We start from the raw sequence: 17,647 nt of genomic DNA, 5'->3' as shown, positions 1-17,647 counted from the left end.
TCTTAAAAATCTGCTCTTTAAATATAAGTGTTGACTTTAATCAGTTTATCTGAAATTTACTCTTTGTTATTTGCCTTTTGAATATAGGCAAGAACCCTTTTTTCAAGTATAGGGAGGGTGACGGTTCCTTGTTCTAATATTACTTCATGAAACTTGCGTATATCAAAATCGGAACCTAAGTATTCCTCAGCTTTTTTGCGCAACTCCCGAATCTTTAATTCTCCAATCTTATAAGAAATTGCCTGCCCAGGCCAAGAGATATATCTATCCGTTTCTGTATTTATTTCATGCAAGGATAATGCGGTGTTTTTAGACATAAATTCAACCACTTGGTCACGTGTCCATCCCTTTGCATGTATACCCGTATCGACCACCAGCCTGCAAGCTCTCCACATTTCATAAGTCAATTGTCCAAATTTTTCATATGGGGTTGTATACATACCCATTTCCTCTGCCAAATATTCACAATACAAACCCCAACCTTCTCCATAGGCAGATAAATACATATTCCTCCTAAACTTAGGAATGCTATCCCCCAACTCGTTATTTAATGCACCCTGCAAATGATGACCAGGTACAGCTTCATGAACCGTTAAGGAAGGCAAGGTATATAACGTTCTACTCGGCAAGTCGTATGTATTAACCCAATAATATCCTGGTTCCTTACTATCCTTACTTGTACCTACATATCTTCCTCCAGTATATTTTGGAGCAATGGCATCTGGCACTGGTGCAACTCCATAAGGCTTACGCGGAAGAGTTAAAAAATAACGCGGCAATTGGGCATCAACTCGTTTAGCCATATCCCTTGCAATCATTAACAATTCTCTAGGTGAAGTAGCATAAAATTGGGGATCTGTTCTGAGAAAATGGAAAAAATCATCAAAGGATCCTTCGAACCCTAAATCAGATATTATTTGCTCCATTTCAGATTTGATACGGGAAACTTCCTCCAACCCTATTTTGTGTATATCATCAGCCGTATACTGTGTACTTGTGGTGTAATAGTTAATTCTATTTTGGTAATAGTCCAAACCATTCGGTTGATTTGATACACCAATAATCTCTGGCGCATTTGGAAGGTATTCTGTTTCAAAGAATTCTTTGATACGTTTAAATTGTGGAACAACAACAGAATCAACAAGTTTTTGGGCCACAATTAAAACTGAATCTTTTTGTTGTTCAGTTAAATCGTTTGGCAAGGATTTAAATGGAGAATAGAAAAAGTTAGATTCATATTCTTCCGTTATATGCATCTCGTATGTAGATTCATACCCCTTGAAAATCACACGAGGTTGTACAATACCTTTTCCCATTCCTTTACGAAGAAGCTCAAAATGTTGATCCACAAAAACAGGAATCGCCTTCAACTTCTCCAAATAATCTTTGACGTCTTTGTAATTGCTAAAAGAACCAACTTGGTAATTTAGGTTGCTGTGAAATCCAGAATCTGATAATAAGGGGTTCAGGTAAGCTTCAAATTGAAATTGGTTGATGGTTTCTTGTAACCGAAACCTCAATAGTTCCAAGGAAATTTGATTGGTTTCAGACAGTCCTTCAGCAGAAATACCAGATAGTGAATCCAACAATTTTTGTGCAAATTCTGCTTCATTTTTGTAATATTCCTCAGCAAATAAACCTAGAGGATACTTATCGCGGTCATAACCTTTATGATCCTGAAAGGTTTCAATAAAATGGATAAGATCAGATTCGTTTGATTTTGACTTTTTATTCGTTTCACAGGAGAATGAAATGACAACTACAGCTAGAACTAAAAATACATTTTTGATTGGTCGGTAAAATTGTTTCATGTTGTTATATTCGAATGGTATTTGAACAAATTGCTGATTAATCGAAGAAAAATTCAATTCCTGTAAAAATAGACATTATCCTAAATGAGCAAGAAAACTTTAATCATAATTAGCCTAGCAAGTATAGCAATTACAATTGTTGGGCTAGTTACCGGGAAATTCTTTTTCTTGTTTTTATTACTTCCTCTGGGATTTGGAATCTTTAACAATAAAAATAAGGACGAGTAATTCTATAACCCTTCGAGTTCCGCTTTCAATTTATTTGTGAGGGTTTCTACCACTTTTTGATAGGAGTGATCTATTAATTCAGTGATCAATTGGATAGAAATTTCACCCGATTGGACTTCCACTGTATTCCAATGCACTTTGCTCATGTGGTAACCTGGGGTAATGCAATTGTAAGTTTCACGAAGTTCCAAGGCATACTCAGGATCGCATTTTAAATTTATCGAACCTTTACCCTCTTCAAACTTTTCAAGGGAAATTAATGCAAACATTTTCCCCATAACTTTCAATACCAGGGTATCCCCGTCAAAAGGGAAGCCTTCGGTAACTCCCTTTTTTCTTAAACAATAATCCCTTAAAAAGTCCGCATTAATCATTTCTAATTCTCTTTGTCCACAATGACCTTTTGTGATTTTTCAGGTAGTTTAAGCGAAGAATAATCTAATTTCCAACCAATGGTTTCCACTATGGATTCAATTAAAAGAATAGCTTCTAAAGCTTCCTGCCTTGCGGCGTCCAACAAACCACTGTCAGGAACCTTATCTAAAATATGTTGTCTTGCATCGGCATTGAGCCCTGTAAGATCTGAAGCCTTAAACTTATTGAAGTACCCTTCTTTTTTATCGTAGTACGTTAAGTTTGTTTCAATACTGAGAACCTCAGGTTGAGGAAAGTTCTTCAATATTACCATCCTACGGTTAGTATCAGATTCCATTACAATTTTAGACAAATCATAGCCCACATGTGCCTTGGCATTGATTACAACTAAAGCCTTTTTTCGGCTTTCAATAAGTTTAAGAAAACGTTCTTTCACATTTTCATAATGGTAAATCTCAGCAAAATCTCCCTCAACAGTTATCAATTTACAAACGGTTCTAATTTTCTCAAGAAGAATTACAGACTGGGTCTTAGTTTGAAGTTTTTTACGAAATGATCGCCAATAGGTGACAATGCCTAAACTTGCCAAAGTACCTATTACTATTCCAAAAAATGTTTCCAACTAACTAGAATTTATCTGATTAAAGTAAAGATAAGCATTCAAACATGCGACAGCAACCTTATTGGTCATCTATATAAAAAAGATCGGAGGCTATGCCGTCGGACAGAAAACGTGAATTCTCCAAAACACTCAATTTACCTGTCTCGAACTTAAGAATAGATGCTTCAATTTTAGGCTGGGCCTCACTCATCAAAAACTGAGTATACATTTCACCAAACCTATTTTCAACTTCAGTTAAGGACACACCCCATATTGTGCGCAATCCAGTCATAATATATTCATTGTAACGATCTGTAATAGACAACTGCTCAGTTTCAGAAGGCAGTTGACCTTCTTTGATCGCCTTAAGGTATTTGACATTATTACTTATGTTCCATGAACGCTGAATACCGTCAAATGAATGCGCAGATGGCCCTATTCCTAAATAGATATCCCCTTTCCAGTAACTGGTGTTGTGTTTTGAAAAATAGCCTGGCAATCCCAAATTTGAAATTTCATAATGCACAAATCCGTTACTCCTTGACTTTTTTCTTAAATAATCGAAATGAGTTAAAGCAACCGTTTCATCGACAGGTGGATATGTCCCTTTTTTGATAAATGACGCCAACGCCGTATTCGGTTCCACAGTTAAGGCATAACAAGATATATGTGGAATGTTATATCTTAAAACTTGATTAAGATTATAATCCCATTCATCAATTGTCATTTTCGGTATTCCGTAAATTAAATCGACTGTTATATTCTCAAAATACTTGGTTGCCAATTTTAAACTTGAATGTGCCTGATCTGTAGTATGAGCGCGGTTCATTAACTTTAAGTGTTCAGGGAAAAAACTCTGCACCCCAATACTGAGTCGATTTATGGGTGAATTTGATAACTCCCTTATTTTCTCCTCTGAAAGGTCATCTGGGTTTGCCTCGAGTGTTATTTCAGCAGATTCGCTGATTTCAAATTCATTATAAAGCGATTGAAATAGAGAATCAAATGCTTCTTTACCAAACAAACTTGGCGTACCTCCACCAAAATAAATGGTTTCAATTGGTTCATTAACCTCGAGTTTTCGAAGTTGGATTTCCTTCATTAAAGCTTCAACCATGTCTCCTGAATGCTTCAAGGAAGTCGAAAAATGGAAATCACAGTAAAAACATGCCTGTTTACAGAATGGAATATGGATGTAGATGCCTGCCAAGAACCACTAATTAGTCTATACGATCTAAATTTTGTTTTACGAACGCGCCCCAACCAGAATAACTCTTACTTCCCTCTACCCTTCCATCATTATAGAAATGACAAACCGCCGCTGCTAAACCATCCGTAGCATCTAGGTTATTGGGCAAGGATTTAAGTTTCAAAGTTTGTTGAAGCATTTTGGCGACCTGTTCCTTACTTGCATTTCCATTACCCGTAATCGCCATTTTAATCTTCTTTGGAGAATATTCTGTAATTGGAATTTCTCTGGAAAGACCCGCGGCCATTGCCACACCTTGGGCACGACCTAATTTCAACATACTTTGAACGTTTTTTCCAAAGAAAGGTGCTTCAATGGCTATTTCATCAGGGTGATAAGTTTCAATCAATTCTATAGTCCGTTCAAAAATCAATTTCAACTTTAGGTAATGATCAGAATATTTCTTTAAATCCAATTCATTCAATTGCATAAAAACCATGGATTTCCGAACAACTTTTATTAGTCCGAAACCCATTATGGTTGTTCCAGGATCTATACCTAATATAATTTTTTCTTGTTCCATTAATTACAGGTATAACACCCACTTAAAGAAATTGAAACACCAATAGTTGCATATAATAAATCGCCATTAAATGCCCCTAGACCTTCTATAGTAGGATTGTAATCATCAAGCGATGTAAACCCATAAACATAGGCAACATCCAGAAAAAGGGAAAGGGAATCAGAAAGTCCATAATGAAATTCGGTGCCTCCCATAGCATTTAAATAAGATTGATCGGTTTGCAACCCACCCAAGGGCTTTACTATACTATATCCAGGCCCAGCATGAAGAACTATCCGCATTCGATTAGGCAAAAACCCAATTGCGTTTGAAGGATCGTAAACCACTTGTGCATTTATTCTTGAATAATTTATTTTGAAGTTTGGCACCTCATCGGCATTCTTCATACGATTAAAACCGTAATCTAATTTTGCTCCAAGCGTTTCAGAAAACATATATTGGAGACCAAGATTTACAGTAGGCCCATTAATGTCATTGGCATACAAACCATCTTCAAAACCACTCCAAAATGGCCGGTTGACTCCAACACCAATTTGGGCCTTCCAACGGTTATTTACTCTTTGGGCTTGAAGTTCTAAAACAGTAGAAAATAAGACTGCTAAAACAATTAAGATTCGGGACATTGATTTCATTTAAGTAATTCTATTTACAAAGAGACATTGAATTTCTTAGTATTTACAAATCTAAACAAATAACTTTACGGTCGCCATAAACCTCCGTACAACCTTTTAAGTGAAGGAGGTTTATTGTATTATAAACTCCTTATGTCTTTATTTATTTTTCTGGTTTTAATAGTATATACCATTATCATAGGAACTATGATAATAGGTTTTGAAAAGGTTGAAGAAATTAAGCTTCAGGAAGATTCTAAAAGATTAAAGTTCACCATTGTTATACCTTTTAGAAATGAGTCTGAAAATCTACCTCTTCTATTAGCCTCACTAGACCGTATTGCATATCCAAACTCATTGTTCGAAGTTATTTTAGTGAATGATGACTCTGATGACAATTCAATAGAAATAATCAAAGGTTTTAAAGAAAAATCAAAAATCAATCTAATGGTATTGGAGAATGAACGACTCTCGAGTTCGCCAAAAAAAGATGCCATTGACAAGGGCATTCAAGAAGCCAAAAACGAATGGATTATTACCACAGATGCAGATTGTATTGTTCAGATATATTGGCTAGACGCCATAAACACTTATATTCTTTCATCCAAAAAAGAATTTATTATTGCTCCTGTATCAATCTCACCAACAAAATCTATACTTGAGCGATTTCAAGCGCTTGAAACACTTATACTTCAAGCCATTACAATGGGTAGCTATGGTCTTAAAAATCCATTGCTCAGCAATGGGGCGAACCTCATTTACAACAAATCTTTATTTCACCTACTAAAGGGTTTTGAAGGCAATAATGATGTTGCCAGTGGTGATGATATATTTCTTCTTCAAAAGGTAAGCGAAAGAAATAAAAATTTAATCGGTTATTTAAAAACCAATAAGGCGACAGTCTTTACAAAGGCTGAACAGAGTTTGGAGGAGTTGTTTTCCCAAAAGAAACGCTGGCTTAAAAAAATGGGGGTAAAATCTAATTTATTGTCACTTGCTTTAGGAATAATAATCATTTTAATGAATTTCACATTACTTACATTTCTTGTTTTTGCACTCTTAGAACCAACTTATATAAAACTTCTTTTACAAATTGCAGTTGTGAAATTTGGAGTAGATTTTCTACTTCTTTTTAAATCCGCTAGATTTTTTAAGCAGGAAAAATTGCTATTTTCATTTTGGTGGATCTCGTTGGTTTATCCCTTTTATCTTTTTGTTGTTTTGTTTTCAAGTTATTTTGGACCTTACAAATGGAAGGGAAGAAAATTTTCAGCTTAACATTATTAAAATTTTTGGTAGCTTTAGAGTATCTCAGTAATACTGAAAATCATGCTGAAAGCCCTAATTTTTGATCGCTCCTTAATTTCTATTCTCATAATTTTATTCTCCTTTATTTGCTATGGTCAAGATTCTCAATCTGTGCCCTACAAGGGTTTGAATTTAACTTCCGCTATTAACGGTGACCTAGATTTACTATGGACTCTGGATCAACATCACTACCGGTATTTCATTCGCACATCCGACGGTGAGATAGTTGAGTTGGAAAACAATCGTATAAAAGGACATAAATATGATGGGGCCTATAAGCAGACACTATCTAAATATACTAATCCAACGGAAAAGGAATTAAAAAAATTACGCTTCACTTTGTTTCATCTTAGTGAGTTTATTGACTCCCAGAACACAAAGGCGGATCCTAATTATTTAAAACAATCGCAGAGAGCAAAGATCGTGATAAATGGATCATTCTTAGGTGGAATTACGAATATTCCTCTTTTTGAAAATCCTGAGGACGAAATATTACCCCAACTTGGTGTTGAACTTGAATTGATTGACGAAGGAAATTTTCCTCGGCATGCACTGTATTTTCAGGCAAGACAAATATTGAAATCTGACGAATTAAATTATCAGAATACTGAGTTGGCGATTGGGTATAGATTCAAAATCATTAAAAATCCAAATTTCAATTTATTTGCCAACCTGACCTTTGCCACTTTGGGTTTTATTAATGCTGAAAGATCTTACTATAATGTAGATAACGAACTAGTAGAAGAAAAAATTGATAATGCCACATTTGAAACCCCATTCAGTTTAGGGATAGGTGCAGATTTTAAGGTAGCGAAAAATGGATATATTTCGGTTCAATACAATGAAGTTGTGGCAATTTTGGTTGATAATGCAGGTAATTTTCCCAAAAATATATTAGTGGGTTACAAGTTTAAATTTTAACTAATCCACAACAATATGTATGGGTAAATTAAACTGGGTTTTAACCTGTTGACCCCGTTTAATGGCGGGATAAATTGGCGGTAATGAATCTAAACTAACAGACAATAAGCTGTCTAATTCAGGAAGTTGTTGGTGTAAATTGATCCCAATATAAACTGAATCAACGCTTAAATTTCCCTTAGAATTAATGGTGATTACCATATGGGCTTTATCTGATATTTCGCCAGAAACAATTAAATTCTGATTGCTCAGAAATTTACCCACTTGTTTACTGAGATAATTCTGGAAACAATCTCTTTTGGCTATTTTACTCTCGAGTGTGTCGCAAAATTCGAAACTTGGATATTCATCCACCTCACTCCAATTGATAGATTTCATTTCCTCATTAACAATATCCTGTGGATCTACCTTCTTATTCTCAAAGTAATTACAGCTACAAAAACTAAAAATCAGAAGGACAGTTGTTATATTTTTCATTTCTGGCGGACAGATATGGAAAAATACAATTTTTTTAAAAGTATCTCAATCTATACTAACAGAATCCTTTTTAGATTCACCTTTCATGAATTCCTCATCCCTTATTTTTTTGATAAAAAAATCTGCAGACTGTATCATTTTACTTTCTGGAAATCTCTTTTTAAAGCTCTCAAAAGCAGCAATTTTTGAATTGTTGTCAGCATAATACACACTCATGCTCATAGCCTTGAAAAAGGCAGCATTCTCATTCATAGGATCTTCTTCCAACGATTTATTAAATACGTCAATCGCTTCTTTGTATTTCTTTTGATGGTTAAGGATTATACCTAAATTTTTGTAGTCATCGCTTAAGGAGACATCCATTAACAAAAGATATTTACGCTGGTATTCTTCCGCCTCGGTCCACTTATTTAAATTTTTATAATAAAGAGAGATAAGGGCATAAGACTGTAAATCATTAGGGTTTAGCTTAAGTAGTTTTTGTCTATATTCAATAGCCTTCTCAAACTCATAGGCAGCAGCATAACTTTCTGATAGTTTTTCATAAATGAATTCTGAAGATTCACCTAAAGTCAAAAGTTGTTCAAACCATTTAATACTTTCCTTATAATTCTTTTCCCAATAATAATTTTGTGCTTTTAGGCTAATTAACTCCACATTATTTGGATAACTGGCTAAACCTTTGTCTATATAAAACTTTGATCTATTTAATTGTCCTTTTTGCAAGTAATGTTTCGCAACCTTAAAAATTGCCTTTTGATGATCATTGTTAAGATCATAGGCCGCATGAAAACGATTAATAGCAGTTGAATCCCTCAATTCTTCTAAAACGAGACCGGCTTGATAATGATATTCGGGATTGCGGTAATCGACATTAATCAAGTCATTAAATACTGAAGACGCTTTTTCAAAATGTTTTGTTTTCAATAAAAGCTTTCCATAATCATACTTGGCCTTATGATTTTCGGGATGGTTCTTTATCATCATTTCATAGGCCTCCATTCCTTTCTGATAATTACCCAGTGCCGTAAACGCCAAGGCTAATTTTTCATATACTTCTGAATCATTTAACAAGGTATAGGCTTCAATGGCTTTGCCATAATTTCCATTTGAGAACAAACTGTCAGCAACCCTCAAATCGTTAGACTGCCCACGAGCCTGAAGTGATAAAATCAGAATTAAAAAACACCATTTATTCATAAACTTCAAAAACAATTGGCAATGAATAAGGAACATCAACCTTTGTACCCCTCTGCTCTCCTGGCGTAAACTTTGGTAAAGATGCAATAACCCTAATTGCTTCCTCTTCCAATTCTTGAACCGAAGCTCTCGATCTAATATCTTTTACAACTCCGTCAGCACCAATTTTAAAAACAACATTTATACGTTGTCGTTTTTCCTCCAAACTCAAATCATTTGCAATTTTAGTATTAAAGTTGGTTGAAACAAATTGATAAATTTGGTTACTTGTACATTTTTTCCGTTCATCTTTATTCAAGATATCCTCACAACCTTCATATACAGGTGGAACATCAATCACGGCATAAGGGACTTCCACATTTTGATCAGTTTTCTGCATCTGAACTTCAGAAAGTGCAAGGTGAGGAAAATTCATGTACATCACATAGCTTTGAGAATTTCCCGAAACCAAAAGCTTAGTGAAACCTTCAGGAACTACCTCAGTAGCTTTATGTATAGAATAACTAACATTCTTATTGCTTTCATCCACAACCGCCCAACTAACATAATCTGGATTACCCAATAAAAAAGCCTCGTATTTTTTATGAATATTCTGAATCTCAGGAGACATTACACCCCCCTTTTCTAACGTATATGAAAATTGGCCTAGGTCGTTTTCTGATTGTATATCATATGATTCACAAGAAACATATAAAACTATGGCGCTTAATATTGGAATAATAACCAGGTAATTCCATAAAACTTTTTTAGATGACTTATGTTTTTTTAGCATGGTAATACGTTTGTTCAAAATAGATTTATTTGAAAATGAATTGATCAACAAGGATTTGGGCACCTCAAAAGCTTGAGATAGGAGATTGAGATAATAATCTCTGTTACTGTAATTTGGGGATACTTGCGCATCTGCTTCAAATTCATGTACCAAGGTCAGTTCCCTTTGAAAAAAGTAAATTAAAGGGTTAAACCATAATGGTATTTTGGCTAGTTCAAATAATACCCTATCAAAGGAATGCTTTTCTTTAACATGCACTTTTTCATGCTCAATAATCTGCATCACATCTTCATTCTCAAGTCGGTCACCAATAAAAACAAGATTGAAAAAGGAAAAGGCCGAAAAATTGCCTGGTATTAAATAGATGATATTACCATCAAAATCAATACGCTTAGATTTTTTATAGATTGTATACAAACTAAATGCTCTAAACACTAACGCAATTAGTAGAATGAGCATTCCCAAAAACCAAATAGTTTGTAGTGGGCTAAACGACATAGAAGTTGTCTCAACAACATTGACAGGATTATTGTTCGCAAGATTGTTCGCTACCTCAGAAAGATAAACTTCAGGTAGTTTTATAGTGTAATTTTCAGAGGTTGCAAGGGTAACGATATCCAGTCGCAAAAAGGGCAAAACAAGGGATGACAAAAACGTCAAGACCAAGTAAAAACGGTTAAATTGGTGAAAACTGTTTCTTTTTAAGAATAGCCAGTAAGCCATAAAAAAAGTGGCTTGAAAAAGTAGTATTTGAAAAATATAACTGATCATTTCTTGTCAATTTCTTTAATTATAGATTCTAATTCTTTTATAGATAAATCATTTTCTTTTACAAAGAATGAAACAAGATTTTTAAAGGACCCTTGAAAATAATTTTCTACTAACTTCGATATGTTTTGGTTGCTATAGGTAGACTTTTCCAAAAGAGGATAATAATAATGGCTCTTCCCTACTTTTTCATAATCGACGATACCCTTGTCTTCTAATATTCTAATAATGGTTGATACCGTATTGTAGGCTGGTTGAGGATTAGGCATTTCATCTAAAATTTCCTTAACGGTGGCCTTTTTCAAATTCCAAAGAATTTGCATTATTTCCTCCTCTGCTTTTGTTAACTGTTTCATATAGTATGAATTAAACTATTCAAATATAACTAATTTTTTAGTTTAAACTAATTTTTTAGTTTTAAAAAGTGATTAATTGATTATTTTCGACTTAAATTTAGATTGGAAATGGATATAATACTTGTTATAGTAGCTGGCATTTTAATGATTGTTGGGATTCTTGGTAGTTTTTTGCCAGTCCTTCCAGGTCCACCAATAAGTTGGCTCGGGCTTCTGGTGCTTTACCTTACCGAAGCGATCCCCATGAATTGGCCATTTCTAACAATTACGTTTTTAATTGCACTGGCAATTTTCATTTTAGATTATATAATTCCTGCTGCAGGTACAAAAAAGTTTGGAGGATCAAAAGCCGGAATGATAGGGGCCACAATAGGTTTAATTGTTGGTTTAATTGCACCTGTTCCTGGAGGCATAATAATAGGGCCATTCTTAGGGGCACTCATCGCAGAACTTATTAATAAAGCAAAACCAGACCTAGCCCTTAAGGCTGCTTTTGGCTCTTTCTTAGGATTTTTAGCATCCACTTCATTAAAGTTTTTAGTTTGTGTGATCTATGCGGTGTTTTATATAGTAAGAATAATAAAATATAGTTACCAACTATTTTAAAAAGGAAAAACCTGATTACTTTGGGCGGTAATCAGGTTTCATTTTTTTGCTATTAACTCAACAAAAACTTAGAGGGATTAATTAAAATTCTTTGTTGACCTATTCAAATATAGAAAAGCAGAACTTTTTAAAATTGCGGAAAAACCGTAAACTTAATGCGGAAAAACCGTAAATGTCAGACGGGTCAAGGCCTCACGGATTTTCTTCAAATGAAATTTTAACATTTAAAGAAACCCTTTATCCCTAGCTTCCTCCAATAAGGTTTCATCTTTTCCATCTGAAACACCAAATAATAGTTTTAATTGCTTTTTGCGTTTCTCAATCGCACTCATGGAAAGATCAATATATTCCTTTAAACTTCGGGTTTTAATCCCTTGGGAAAGCAAATGGAGAATTTTTCGGTTTATATCATCAAGGTAAATATCGCTGCTAACTGTTTTTTTGAGATAGTTACTTACTGTACTGCTATAATACGGTGGATCTATTAGAATATGCTGAAAGGCTTCGGCCAATTCGCTGGATGTAAGGTCGCTTTTTATAAGAAAACCATCCGGGTTAATTTCTTTCAGAATATTATGAATACGAAATGACTCATTAAACATAGTAAGGATGATCACTTTAGCTTGAGGCAATAATTCTCTAGATAGAATTGCCAAATCCTCACCAGAGGTAACTTTCCCATCTGAAGAGGGCGGTAAACTTATATCAAAAAAGCAGAGATCATAAGGCCTATCGCGAGATGCCCGTTTCATGAGTGTTATGGCCTCATCACAATTATTCGCTGTTTCAATGATAAGTAATTGTTCAGGTTTTTTGGTAGCCATCAACACATTTTGGTATCCTTCAAGTATAATAGGATGGTCATCCACCATTAAAATCTGAATTTGCTGCATTATGTATTTTCTATTTTTGAATATGGCACCTTTACTTCTACTTTGGTGCCTTTATTAATTTCACTTTGAAGCATCACCTCACCGCCTATTTCATCTACGCGCGAATTGATATTTTTTATCCCAATGCCACGTTTCCCTTTAGAAACATCGAAGCCTTTTCCATCATCCTCAACTGTTAGACAAATTACATCATTTTCTAATGAAATACCAATTCCAACCTTGTTAGCTTCTGCATGTTTGTAGATGTTTTGAAGGGATTCTTGGATAATGCGATACAGGTTTATTTTTAGTTTATTTGGCACCAATTCCCAATGAATTTCTTCGGTATAATCAAATTCAAAATTGAGTCGATAAGCAGCCGTTTGTTTCTTGATCAATTCTTCTAAGATACCAATGAAACCAGAGCCAGCCACAAAATCTGTATTTAACTCATGGGAGATTTTACGGATATCCTCTTCAATAGTTTTTAATTCAGAGATATATTGGGAGCGGGAATTTACTGCTTCAGTGGATTGATTAAAATTTAATGAATCTAAAGTTAGGCGTGTGCCAAAGAGCCGTCCAAGAATTCCATCATGCAATTCTTGCGAAATACGTTTCTTTTCAGTCGCTCTTGCCTCATCGACTTTATCTTGTTGGGTCAACATTAGGTTATAAATTTCCTCATTTGCCTTTTGTTGATCTTGAATGTATTGAAGCTCCCGGTTTTTATTCCTTTGTGTAATAATGATATATATTAGAATTGCGGTTAAAGCAAGACCCAATGAAATAGCCAAAAGCCAGCTACGTTGTTGGGTTACACGATCCTTCTCTTTTTCAATTTGATCCGTTTCAAACTCGATCCTGGCAAATTTATTTCTAACGGCTCTTTCGCGTGCCAAAAGACTATCATTTAATGTGACGTATTCGTCTAAATATTTTCGGCTTTCCCCACCTTCCGTTAGTTTTGAAAGCAGAACCATAGACTCTAAAAGAAGATCGTTCTCCGAAATTTGTTTGGCTATTTTATAACTATTCTGAGCATAATATTTAGAAGAATCCAATGTGTTGGTTTCATAATAATAATTAGCTAGATCGATACTGACAGCCAACTTTCCAGAAACATCATTAATACTATCATGAATTGCCAAAGATTTCCAAAATAATTCTTCAATTTCCCCTAAATCTGAATCTTTGTTAAGAAATTTAGTTTGGGCTAAGTTATCCAATATCAATCCATAAATACTAGGATCCAAATCTCTTAATTTGGGATGGGATAATGCCTCTAGATACAAAGAAATACTTTTGTCATAATTTTTTAACTGCCTGAAAGAATTGGCTTTATTATTTATTGTATATATGTAGTCTGTTCCCTCAAAAGAATTTTTTCTAATTATTTCAATTGCTTTATCATAAAATTCTAATGATTTTTCATAATTGCCAAAATCAATTGAATTTGATCCTAGCGCATCATAGGCTCTCCATAAATTCCATATTTTCCCCTCGGACTTTGGTAAATCTTCCAATAACTCAATCGATTTTATGAGACTTTCCTCTGCGGCAAAAAAGTCTTTATTGGAGTTTTGAATATCTGCTACATTAATTAAAGAATTTGCTAATTCAAAATATAAATTATTCTTTTCATAAAGCTGGATTCCTTTATAGTAGCAATAATATGAACTATCAATTTTATTTAAATTTTGAAAATTAAAGGCCATATTATTATAAACATATCCCAATGAAATGGAATCTTTCAATTCAATGGCTAATTGTAAATTTGTTCTTTGAACTTTTTGTGATGCTTTATATTCACCATTAACCATTAAAAAATATCCCAAATCCCTTCCAGTTCTGAGCTTAAGTGAATCATTTTCCAACCTCACTGCGAGTTGATTGGCCAATCTCGAAAATTCGATTTTTTCTTCTATTGAAGTATTCGGACTATCATATTGAGCTTTTAAATTTAAAATGCTAGTTTTCAAATCCTCATTTGGATTTGTACTTGACAACTGCAACATTAACGTAATTAAACAAAAAAGTAATTTGAACACAATAACAAAATAGCTATTTGCCCAAATTACTAATTAAAATTTATTTGGTAGTAATTATCTGAACACAGATAAAATTTAATTAATATTTATAAAATTATCCTTGAGGTGGTAATCCTAATTTAGATTTAGTGTGTGCCATTAAATCGTATTTAGTCACCTGCTTAATTTCTTTTTTGTTGGTTACTTTAAGGTCATTGCTTTCTGTGCCAGAAACGGTTAAAAAGGCCACTGCTAACAATATTAGTACAAATGCAATTTTAAAGGTTCTCATAGTCTATTAATTTAGGGTTGTTATTAGTTTAATTATCAAAATAATGCAACCGGATTTCCGATTACCAATGAGGGAGGAATGGATAATTAATTAATAGACATTAAGGCCGTCTAGACCGTACAAAAGCAACGAGGGATTGCTTAAAATTTAGAAGTAAAATGGATTAAAAACCTTTATAAGACTTTGGGGCCTATGAAGGACTTGTAAAGTACATTTAAGTTTGTTAAATAATGAAATTTTATCGATAAAATGATGTATTTCATCGATAAAAAGTATTATCCTCTGAATTTAAGGAGCCTTTTGTACCACGGAAGAGGGACAGGTTGGCCGTAACCATAACCATATCCGTAGCCATAACCATAACCCACTCCTTTATCTTTTGTAACACCATTAACTATAAATGCAACGTTATCAAATCGTTCATCATTTACCAACATTTCAGCATATTTTAACTGACGCTTATCTAAATAATTCGCTTTTATCACATAGGCACAAACATCCGCATATTTGCTTAAAAGGAAGGTATCGGGCACTAAACTAACAGGAGCTGTATCAATAATAATAAAGTCAAACTGTTCTTCTAGTTGAGCGAACAACTCACCTAAGCGTTTTGTTTTTAATAGATCCGTCGGATTAGGAGGAATATCCCCAGATGGAATTATTTTTAAATTAGGAGTGAGGGATTGGTCAATAATGATATCATCAATCGATAAGTCATGATCAACAATGAAATTGGACACGCCTGAGGCCTTTTCTAGATTTAGATACTGCAAAACTTTTGGTGCCCTAAGATCTAATTCAATCAGAGCCACTCGCTTACCAGAGTATGCCAAAGTCAACCCAATATTGGTGGCAATGGAGGTTTTCCCCTCTTTACTAATGGTCGATGTGATTAATATGGATTTACAAGAGGATTGAGCATCAGATAGTAAAAATTCCAAATTCGTATCTAGCAATCGATATGATTCGGCCAAATTAGATTTATCATGTGTTTTAACAATATAATGCTCCTTAGAAGGAGATTTTGGAATTTCGCCAATGATGGGTTTTTTAATTAATTTCTCAACATCCTTTGAGCTCCTAACCTTTGTATCTAGAAGATTGATTACAAATAGAATTAGAAAGGGTATAATTATGCCGGCAATAATATATTTCATATAAATACTTCGCTTATCTGGCAATACCGGCCCTAAACTAGAGTAGGCTTTATCAATAATTTTAGAACTTGCAGAAGTAGCTGCACTGGCGATAGCAGTTTCCTCTCTTTTTGTTAATAAATAAAGAAACAACTGTTCTTTAATTTGTTGCTGCCGTTCTATATCCCTAAATTCCCGTTCTTGTGTTGGAATATTTGATAGTCCTCCTTGAAATCGTCTTTCCTGGTTAGTTAAATCTGAAATTTGAATATTTATATTGGATTCTAAATTGTCAAGTCCCTGATTCACTTTTTGTTTCAATAATTCTAAATCCCTATTGTAATTATCAATTATTGGATTCTTTTCCGTGACACTTTCTAACGCCTTATCTTTTTGTAACCAGAGTGTGTTATATTCATTTATAGATGTTTGTAACGCTGGATCAGTTAAACCTATTTTCGATGGCAATAATTCAAGATTTGGTCGCTCTAAATAATCCTTCATGTAATCAATTAGTTGCAATTCTGTTTCTAACTGAATACGTCGATTTTCATATGTTCTTCTACCCGATAAAAATTCTTGAGATTGCGTATTAATATCAATCAAGGAATTATCTTTTTTAAAAGATTCTACATCCTTTTCAACCTTAAATAAATCCTCCGAAATAATTCTTAATCGTTCGTCAATAAATTCAGAAGTTTTATTTGCCACCAACTTTGTATCATTAATGGCATCTTCGTTATACTGTTCCACCAATTTATTAATGATGTCCTTAGCTTTTGGAACATTTGGAGACACCATTGACAATTCAATAACCCTAGAATATTTATCAGGAAAATAGATGTTTATTTGGTATTGGTATAAATTGACCGATTGCTCAACAGAATTTAACTGTATATAAATTTCCCTACCAACATATTGATCGATCCTTGAGTTGGTTTCGAACTTCAAGCTCCCCAGATTGGTGTCTATCCAAGTGTTTAAAGGAAACTTTTCATTTGAGATTTCATCGTTTCTAACATATGAAAATTCATCTTTGTCATGAATATATAAAACGAAATTTCCTCTCGCATTTGCCTTTACGGTATCATTTAAAAAACGAATTATAATTGGAGAATTATTATACAATTCCTTGGGTCTTAAATACCCTTTGCTTACATATTCAATATTCAAATTGAGTTCCTCGACAACTTGCCGCATCAATGTTCTCGATCGTAAAATTTGAATTTCGTCATCAACACCTCCTTTGCTGCTCTTCATAAAGCCTAAATCTGAAAGCGCCGCTAATTCAGGAGACCCCCCACCAGCATCCTTTATGAGAATAGATGATACAATTTTATATTGAGGAACTATGGTTCTAATCTCATAATAAGCATAGGCATATGCAATAATTACCGCCAATAAAAACCATTTCCAATGCCTTAGATAATATTCAACTTGGGTCTTAATATTAATCCGTTCATCTTGAAAATTGGCATTATTTTTATCGGGAATTTCACTCATAGTTTGGA

The 17,647-nt window shown here is 33.9% G+C and carries 17 protein-coding genes; 3 read left to right on the top strand and 14 right to left on the bottom strand.

Translation table 11 applies throughout. From position 1 onward, the window contains the following. Positions 1 to 56: 56 nt before the first annotated feature. From ISU00_RS09255 to ISU00_RS09230, 6 genes are all read right to left on the bottom strand, one after another. Positions 57 to 1,811, bottom strand: a complete 1,755-nt coding sequence (locus tag ISU00_RS09255) for a DUF885 domain-containing protein (protein WP_228850374.1) — start codon at positions 1,809 to 1,811, stop codon at positions 57 to 59. 230 nt (positions 1,812 to 2,041) lie between these two features. Further along, the gene (locus ISU00_RS09250; RefSeq protein WP_317174296.1) at positions 2,042 to 2,413 is read right to left on the bottom strand and encodes an MmcQ/YjbR family DNA-binding protein; all 372 of its coding nucleotides are present in this window, start codon (positions 2,411 to 2,413) and stop codon (positions 2,042 to 2,044) included. A gap of 2 nt (positions 2,414 to 2,415) precedes the next feature. Continuing rightward, the gene (locus ISU00_RS09245; RefSeq protein ID WP_228850373.1) at positions 2,416 to 3,036 is read right to left on the bottom strand and encodes a DUF4230 domain-containing protein; all 621 of its coding nucleotides are present in this window, start codon (positions 3,034 to 3,036) and stop codon (positions 2,416 to 2,418) included. A gap of 58 nt (positions 3,037 to 3,094) precedes the next feature. Further along, positions 3,095 to 4,225, bottom strand: coding sequence for a radical SAM family heme chaperone HemW (gene hemW, locus ISU00_RS09240; protein WP_228850372.1), 1,131 nt, complete (start codon positions 4,223 to 4,225; stop codon positions 3,095 to 3,097). A 10-nt stretch (positions 4,226 to 4,235) separates the two neighbouring features. After that, on the bottom strand, positions 4,236 to 4,787 hold the full coding sequence (ruvC, locus tag ISU00_RS09235) for a crossover junction endodeoxyribonuclease RuvC (RefSeq protein ID WP_228850371.1): 552 nt from the start codon (positions 4,785 to 4,787) through the stop codon (positions 4,236 to 4,238). Continuing rightward, entirely contained in the window at positions 4,787 to 5,410 is a 624-nt protein-coding gene (locus ISU00_RS09230; protein WP_228850370.1) for an outer membrane beta-barrel protein, read from the bottom strand. Before ISU00_RS09230 ends, ruvC begins: the two co-directional genes overlap by 1 nt. 141 nt (positions 5,411 to 5,551) lie before the next feature. On the opposite strand from ISU00_RS09230, the gene ISU00_RS09225 reads away from it, so the two are divergent. Together ISU00_RS09225 and ISU00_RS09220 are read left to right on the top strand one after the other, a co-directional pair. Continuing rightward, a complete protein-coding gene (locus ISU00_RS09225; protein WP_228850369.1) occupies positions 5,552 to 6,676 on the top strand; it encodes a glycosyltransferase in 1,125 nt (374 codons plus the stop codon). A 51-nt stretch (positions 6,677 to 6,727) separates the two neighbouring features. Continuing rightward, positions 6,728 to 7,627, top strand: coding sequence for a hypothetical protein (locus tag ISU00_RS09220; protein WP_228850368.1), 900 nt, complete (start codon positions 6,728 to 6,730; stop codon positions 7,625 to 7,627). Here ISU00_RS09220 and ISU00_RS09215 read toward each other — a convergent pair whose 3' ends face one another. The 4 genes from ISU00_RS09215 to ISU00_RS09200 all read right to left on the bottom strand — a co-directional run bounded on the left by ISU00_RS09215 (position 7,628) and on the right by ISU00_RS09200 (position 11,200). Next, positions 7,628 to 8,104, bottom strand: a complete 477-nt coding sequence (locus tag ISU00_RS09215; RefSeq protein ID WP_228850367.1) for a hypothetical protein — start codon at positions 8,102 to 8,104, stop codon at positions 7,628 to 7,630. Between the two features lie 45 nt (positions 8,105 to 8,149). Beyond that, complete coding sequence (locus ISU00_RS09210; protein ID WP_228850366.1) at positions 8,150 to 9,304, bottom strand: tetratricopeptide repeat protein; 1,155 nt, start codon at positions 9,302 to 9,304, stop codon at positions 8,150 to 8,152. Then, on the bottom strand, positions 9,297 to 10,736 hold the full coding sequence (locus ISU00_RS09205; protein ID WP_228850365.1) for a M56 family metallopeptidase: 1,440 nt from the start codon (positions 10,734 to 10,736) through the stop codon (positions 9,297 to 9,299). The genes ISU00_RS09210 and ISU00_RS09205 overlap by 8 nt, the downstream gene beginning before the upstream one ends. Positions 10,737 to 10,843: 107 nt before the next feature. Continuing rightward, on the bottom strand, positions 10,844 to 11,200 hold the full coding sequence (locus tag ISU00_RS09200; protein ID WP_228850364.1) for a BlaI/MecI/CopY family transcriptional regulator: 357 nt from the start codon (positions 11,198 to 11,200) through the stop codon (positions 10,844 to 10,846). Positions 11,201 to 11,308: 108 nt separating this feature from the next. Here ISU00_RS09200 and ISU00_RS09195 point away from each other — a divergent pair, with 108 nt between their 5' ends. After that, positions 11,309 to 11,806 carry a DUF456 domain-containing protein gene (locus ISU00_RS09195; RefSeq protein WP_228850363.1) on the top strand — a complete coding sequence of 166 codons (498 nt, stop codon included), beginning with the start codon at positions 11,309 to 11,311 and terminating at the stop codon, positions 11,804 to 11,806. A 224-nt stretch (positions 11,807 to 12,030) separates the two neighbouring features. Here the strand turns inward: ISU00_RS09195 and ISU00_RS09190 are convergent, their stop codons facing one another. From ISU00_RS09190 to ISU00_RS09175, 4 genes are all read right to left on the bottom strand, one after another. Then, complete coding sequence (locus ISU00_RS09190; protein ID WP_228850362.1) at positions 12,031 to 12,699, bottom strand: response regulator; 669 nt, start codon at positions 12,697 to 12,699, stop codon at positions 12,031 to 12,033. Then, complete coding sequence (locus tag ISU00_RS09185; RefSeq protein ID WP_228850361.1) at positions 12,699 to 14,696, bottom strand: ATP-binding protein; 1,998 nt, start codon at positions 14,694 to 14,696, stop codon at positions 12,699 to 12,701. The genes ISU00_RS09190 and ISU00_RS09185 overlap by 1 nt, the downstream gene beginning before the upstream one ends. A 127-nt stretch (positions 14,697 to 14,823) precedes the next feature. Further along, positions 14,824 to 15,000 (bottom strand): hypothetical protein, encoded by a 177-nt coding sequence (locus ISU00_RS09180; RefSeq protein ID WP_228850360.1) that lies wholly within the window; start codon positions 14,998 to 15,000, stop codon positions 14,824 to 14,826. A 275-nt stretch (positions 15,001 to 15,275) separates the two neighbouring features. Further along, entirely contained in the window at positions 15,276 to 17,639 is a 2,364-nt protein-coding gene (locus ISU00_RS09175) for a GumC family protein (RefSeq protein ID WP_228850359.1), read from the bottom strand. Positions 17,640 to 17,647: the final 8 nt, after the last annotated feature.

Source organism: Aegicerativicinus sediminis, from assembly GCF_015476115.1.
Taxonomy (GTDB): Bacteria; Bacteroidota; Bacteroidia; order Flavobacteriales; family Flavobacteriaceae; genus Aegicerativicinus; species Aegicerativicinus sediminis.
The sequence above is the reverse complement of the archived record's forward strand: the minus strand, read 5'-3'. Positions and strand labels throughout refer to the sequence as shown.

Coding starts and splice junctions, on each gene's coding strand:
- ISU00_RS09220 (WP_228850368.1), top strand. CDS start 6,728: ATGCTGAAAGCCCTAATTTTTGATCGCTCCTTAATTTCTATTCTCATA.
- ISU00_RS09200 (WP_228850364.1), bottom strand. CDS start 11,200: ATGAAACAGTTAACAAAAGCAGAGGAGGAAATAATGCAAATTCTTTGG.
- ISU00_RS09195 (WP_228850363.1), top strand. CDS start 11,309: ATGGATATAATACTTGTTATAGTAGCTGGCATTTTAATGATTGTTGGG.
- ISU00_RS09210 (WP_228850366.1), bottom strand. CDS start 9,304: ATGAATAAATGGTGTTTTTTAATTCTGATTTTATCACTTCAGGCTCGT.
- ruvC (WP_228850371.1), bottom strand. CDS start 4,787: ATGGAACAAGAAAAAATTATATTAGGTATAGATCCTGGAACAACCATA.
- ISU00_RS09255 (WP_228850374.1), bottom strand. CDS start 1,811: ATGAAACAATTTTACCGACCAATCAAAAATGTATTTTTAGTTCTAGCT.
- ISU00_RS09190 (WP_228850362.1), bottom strand. CDS start 12,699: ATGCAGCAAATTCAGATTTTAATGGTGGATGACCATCCTATTATACTT.
- ISU00_RS09230 (WP_228850370.1), bottom strand. CDS start 5,410: ATGTCCCGAATCTTAATTGTTTTAGCAGTCTTATTTTCTACTGTTTTA.
- ISU00_RS09250 (WP_317174296.1), bottom strand. CDS start 2,413: ATGATTAATGCGGACTTTTTAAGGGATTATTGTTTAAGAAAAAAGGGA.
- ISU00_RS09215 (WP_228850367.1), bottom strand. CDS start 8,104: ATGAAAAATATAACAACTGTCCTTCTGATTTTTAGTTTTTGTAGCTGT.
- ISU00_RS09225 (WP_228850369.1), top strand. CDS start 5,552: ATGTCTTTATTTATTTTTCTGGTTTTAATAGTATATACCATTATCATA.
- ISU00_RS09180 (WP_228850360.1), bottom strand. CDS start 15,000: ATGAGAACCTTTAAAATTGCATTTGTACTAATATTGTTAGCAGTGGCC.
- ISU00_RS09175 (WP_228850359.1), bottom strand. CDS start 17,639: ATGAGTGAAATTCCCGATAAAAATAATGCCAATTTTCAAGATGAACGG.
- ISU00_RS09185 (WP_228850361.1), bottom strand. CDS start 14,696: ATGTTGCAGTTGTCAAGTACAAATCCAAATGAGGATTTGAAAACTAGC.